This window comes from Rhizomicrobium sp. (assembly GCF_056722145.1).
On sequence record NZ_JBWZET010000390.1, the window covers coordinates 1 to 4,576 of the forward strand.

5 protein-coding genes are annotated in these 4,576 nt (G+C 62.3%); 3 read left to right on the plus strand and 2 right to left on the minus strand.

Annotated features, from left to right (window positions below; genetic code table 11):
* Positions 1 to 1,343, minus strand: a 1,343-nt coding sequence (locus AC1P6P_RS20510) for a cytochrome c oxidase subunit I (protein ID WP_481404307.1), incomplete at its 3' end; no start/stop codon positions are given.
* Positions 1,344 to 1,355: 12 nt separating this feature from the next.
* The gene (coxB, locus tag AC1P6P_RS20515; RefSeq protein ID WP_481404308.1) at positions 1,356 to 2,171 is read right to left on the minus strand and encodes a cytochrome c oxidase subunit II; all 816 of its coding nucleotides are present in this window, start codon (positions 2,169 to 2,171) and stop codon (positions 1,356 to 1,358) included.
* Between the two features lie 198 nt (positions 2,172 to 2,369).
* Between coxB and tldD the strand changes: the two genes are divergently transcribed.
* Genes tldD through AC1P6P_RS20530 form a run of 3 tightly spaced genes read left to right on the plus strand, consistent with a single transcriptional unit; the run spans position 2,370 to position 4,449 of the window.
* Positions 2,370 to 3,788: a metalloprotease TldD gene (gene tldD / locus AC1P6P_RS20520; RefSeq protein ID WP_481404309.1), complete on the plus strand. Its 1,419-nt coding sequence runs from the start codon at positions 2,370 to 2,372 to the stop codon at positions 3,786 to 3,788.
* A gap of 37 nt (positions 3,789 to 3,825) precedes the next feature.
* Positions 3,826 to 4,059, plus strand: a complete 234-nt coding sequence (locus tag AC1P6P_RS20525; RefSeq protein ID WP_481404310.1) for a hypothetical protein — start codon at positions 3,826 to 3,828, stop codon at positions 4,057 to 4,059.
* Positions 4,060 to 4,449 carry a type II toxin-antitoxin system VapC family toxin gene (locus AC1P6P_RS20530; protein ID WP_481404311.1) on the plus strand — a complete coding sequence of 130 codons (390 nt, stop codon included), beginning with the start codon at positions 4,060 to 4,062 and terminating at the stop codon, positions 4,447 to 4,449. It abuts the gene before it with no gap.
* The last annotated feature ends 127 nt before the right edge of the window (positions 4,450 to 4,576 follow it).

Consider the following 4,576-nt stretch of genomic DNA (forward strand, 5'->3'; position numbering starts at 1 on the left):
AAAGCAAAATTAACGCCGACAAAGGTTATCCAGAAATGAATCTTGGCCAATGTCTCATTGTACAGGTAGCCGAAGAACTTGGGGAACCAGAAATACCAGCCGGCAAAGATCGCGAACACCGCCCCGAGGCTGAGCACATAGTGGAAGTGGGCGACGACGTAGTAGGTGTCCTGTAAATCCACATCGACGCCGGCATTTGCCAGGATCACGCCGGTCAGCCCGCCGACCGTGAACAGGAAGATGAAGGCGATGGCGAACAGCATCGGGGTCTTGAACTCGATCGAGCCGCCCCACATGGTGGCGATCCAGGAAAACACCTTGATGCCGGTCGGCACCGCGATCACCATGGTCGCGAACACGAAATAGGCGCGCGTGTCGACGCTGAGCCCGGTCGTGTACATGTGGTGCGCCCACACCAGGAAGCCGATGAAGCCGATCGAAACCATGGCGTAGGCCATGCCGAGATAGCCGAACACCGGCTTCTTCGAGAACGTCGCGATGATGTGGGAGATCATGCCGAAACCGGGCAGGATCAAAATATAAACCTCGGGATGGCCGAAGAACCAGAACAGGTGCTGGTAGAGGATCGGATCGCCGCCGCCCGCCGCGTTGAAGAAGCTGGTGCCGAAATGACGGTCGGCGAGCAGCATGGTGATGGCCCCCGCCAGGACCGGCAGCGACAGCAAGAGCAGGAACGCGGTGACCAGCACGCTCCACACGAACAGCGGCATCTTGTGCAGCGTCATGCCGGGCGCGCGCATGTTGAGGATGGTGGTGATGAAGTTGATGGCGCCGAGGATCGAGGACGCGCCGGCGATATGCAGCGCGAAGATGACAAGGTCCATCGCCGGGCCGGGCGAGCCGGTGGTGGTCAACGGCGCGTAGGAGGTCCAGCCCGAGCCCGCCCCCGCCCCGCCGCTATCGCCTTCGACGAACATCGACAGGATCAGCAGCGTGAACGAGAACGGCAACAGCCAGAACGAGATGTTGTTGAGCCGCGGGAACGCCATGTCGGGGGCGCCGATCATCATCGGCACCAGCCAGTTGCCGAAACCGCCGATCATCGCCGGCATGATCATAAAGAAGATCATAATCAGGCCGTGGCCGGTGACGAAGACGTTGAAGGCGTGCGGGTTGTGGAAAATCTGCAGCCCCGGTTCCATCAACTCGGCCCGCATCATCATCGACAGGAAGCCGCCGACGATGCCGGCGAACACCGCAAACCACAGATACATCGTGCCGATGTCCTTGTGGTTGGTGGAATAGACATAGCGCCGCCAGCCGTGCGGATGGTCTTCGTGCAGGGGGTGCTGGTCCAGTTGGGTGTACGCCAAATCAGCCATTCTTGATTCCCGTCAGTTCGAAGCGACTTGCTCAGCATCGTCGGTGGCGAACTTCTTCTTGGCCTCGGCGAGCCAGGTGCGATAGGCGGCCTCCGACACCACCTTCACCTCTATCGGCATGAACGCGTGATTGGCCCCGCACAGTTCCGAACACTGGCCGTAATAGGTGCCTTCGCGGGTGGCGCGGAACCAGGTGTGATTGAGCCGGCCGGGGATCGCGTCCATCTTCACCCCGAACGCCGGCACCGCCCACGAATGGATGACGTCGGCGCCGGTGGTGATGACTTCCACATTCTTGTTCACCGGCACGATCACCGGATTATCGACGCCCAAGAGCCGTGGCTCGCCTTTCTCCTTGGCGGCCGCATCCTGCAGCATGTTGGAGTCGAACTGCAGCCCGCCCTCCTTGGGATAGGTGTAGGTCCAATACCATTGGTGGCCGGTCGCCTGGATGGTGAGGTCGGGCTTGGGGATATCGGCCTCGTAGTAGAGCAGCTTGAACGACGGGATCGCGATGATCACCAGGATGATCACCGGCGCCAGCGTCCACATCACTTCGAGGGTGGTGTTGTGGTGGGTCTTGGAGGGCTCCGGATGGGTGCGATGGTTGAATTTGATCATCGCATAGACAAGCAGCCCCGCCACCAGCAGGCAGATCGCCGTCACGATGTAGAGCAGCTCGGTATGGAACTCGGTCAGCCGCTCCATCACCGGCGTAGCCGGCGCCTGCGTCCCGGTCTGCCAGTTGTGGACCTGCCAATCCTTGGCGAAAGCCGCCCCGGCAACGAAGGGCAGCGCCAGGGCCGAAAGGACAAGTCGGAGCGACATGCATGCGCCTCGTAGCAACACCGATTGACGTTGAAATCCGCCGCAGGGAACTTACTTTAATAATTCTAAGTAAAAACACTATGGGCGAATTTGGCGGCGCACAGGTGCGACAGGATGCCGCTGGCTCCGCCGGGGTGGATCATAGCGCAACACATCCCTATGGTCACACCCGCTGCCCGCCATTAACGAGGATTTTCCATGGCTAACGACCTGTTTTTCGAACGCACGGGAATGGACCGCAGCCGCGTCCAGGCGCAGGTCGATGAAGCCCTCAAGGGCGCCGACGACGGCGAACTCTATCTCGAATTCTGCCAGAGCGAATCCTTCTCCTTCGACGACAACCGCCTCAAGGCGGCCAATTTCGACACCACCCAGGGCTTCGGCTTGCGCAGCGTCTGCGGCGAGGCCACCGGCTATGCCCACGCCAACGAGCTGTCGGAAGCGGCGATCGCGCGCGCGGCGGCAACGGTTCAGGCGGTGGCCAAGGGCCATTCCGGCGTCGCCGACGTCGCCCCCGCCCGCACCAACGTCAAGCTCTACGCCGACGTCGACCCGCTGCAGTCCGCGGCCTTCGAGGCCAAGGTCAAACTGCTGGAAGAAATGAACGCCTTCGCCCGCGCCAAGGACCCTCGGGTGCGCCAGGTGTCGTGCTCGCTGGCGGGCGAATGGCAGAATGTGGAAATCATCCGCGCCGGCGGCGAGATCTATCGCGACGTCCGCCCGCTGGTGCGTCTCTATGTGTCGGTGGTGGTCGAAGAGAACGGCCGCCAGGAAACCGGCAGCTTCGGCGGTGGCGGCCGCAGCGGCTACGACACCTATCTCGCGCCGGAATACTGGCAGGCGGCGATCGACGAAGCGCTGCGGCAGGCGCTGGTGAACCTCGCCTCCATTCCGGCGCCGGCCGGCGAAATGACCGTCGTGCTCGGACCGGGCTGGCCCGGCATCCTGCTGCACGAAGCCATCGGCCATGGCCTCGAAGGCGATTTCAATCGCAAGAAAACCAGCGCCTTTGCCGGACTTTTGGGTGAGCGCGTCGCAGCGCCGGGTGTGACGGTGGTCGACGACGGCACCATCGGCGGCCGGCGCGGTTCGCTCACCATCGACGACGAAGGCACCCCCTCCTCGCGCACCGTGCTGATCGAGGACGGCATTCTGAAGGGCTACATGCAGGACCGCCAGAACGCGCGCCTGATGGGCATGGCCCCGACCGGCAACGGCCGCCGCGAAAGCTATTCCAGCCCAGTGATGCCGCGCATGACCAACACCTACATGCTCGCCGGCGACAAGAGCCCACAGGAAATCCTCGCCAGCGTCGACAAGGGCATCTACGCCACCAATTTCGGCGGCGGCCAGGTCGACATCACCAACGGCAAGTTCGTGTTCTCGTGCACCGAGGCCTATCTGATCGAGAACGGCAAGATCGGCGCCTCGATCAAGGGCGCCACCCTGATCGGCAACGGCCCCGACTGCCTGACCCGCGTCGCGATGATCGGCAACGACATGAAACTCGACGCCGGCATCGGATCGTGCGGCAAGAACGGCCAGAGCGTGCCGGTCGGCGTCGGCCAGCCGACCCTGCGATTGGACGGCCTGACGGTGGGCGGAACGGCGGCGTAAGCTTGACATGTTACCCACATGTGATCATCGTTATCGCATGTCGAAGATGATCCAACTGCGCAATGTCCCCGACGCGCTGCATCGCCGGTTGAAGGCGTGCGCGGCGAGCGAAGGGCTGACCTTGTCGGATTTCCTCACCCGCGAAGCCAGAAAGATCGCGGAACGTCCCACCAAGGAGGAATTCCTCCGGCGGCTTCAATCGCGACCGGTCACGTCCATGACGATCTCGCCGACCGACGTCATTCGGGAAGACCGCGATCAGCGGGGCTGAATGATTGTCATCGATGCATCGGTCGCGATCGAAATCCTGATCCGCACGCCGATCAGCACCAAAGTGGCCGCCGGCGTCATTTATGAAGACGTTCACGCCCCGCATCTGATCGATCTCGAAGTCACGAGCGCCCTGCAACGTATGGTGAAAAGCCGCGCTCTCGACACCGCTACGGCCGAAACGGCACTGCTGGGACTGCAGGAGTGGCCGCTCGTCCGCCACGAACACACCGCCTTGCTGAACCGGATTTGGGAACTGCGAGAGTCGGTATCGTCATACGACGCCTGTTATGTCGCGCTGGCGGAAACCCTGAACGCTCCGCTGCTCACGTTTGACGGCAGGCTGAGCCGTTCCCACGGCCATCAGGCCCATATTGAAGTGCTGGGCTAAAGCATCGGACGTTCGGCCGGAATCCCTTGATCGTCCCACGCCCCTCGGTGTCATGGCCCGCGACTGCGGGCCATCCAGGTACCATCTGGCACAACCCCGAAGATCGCGACAGATTTGACCTGGATCG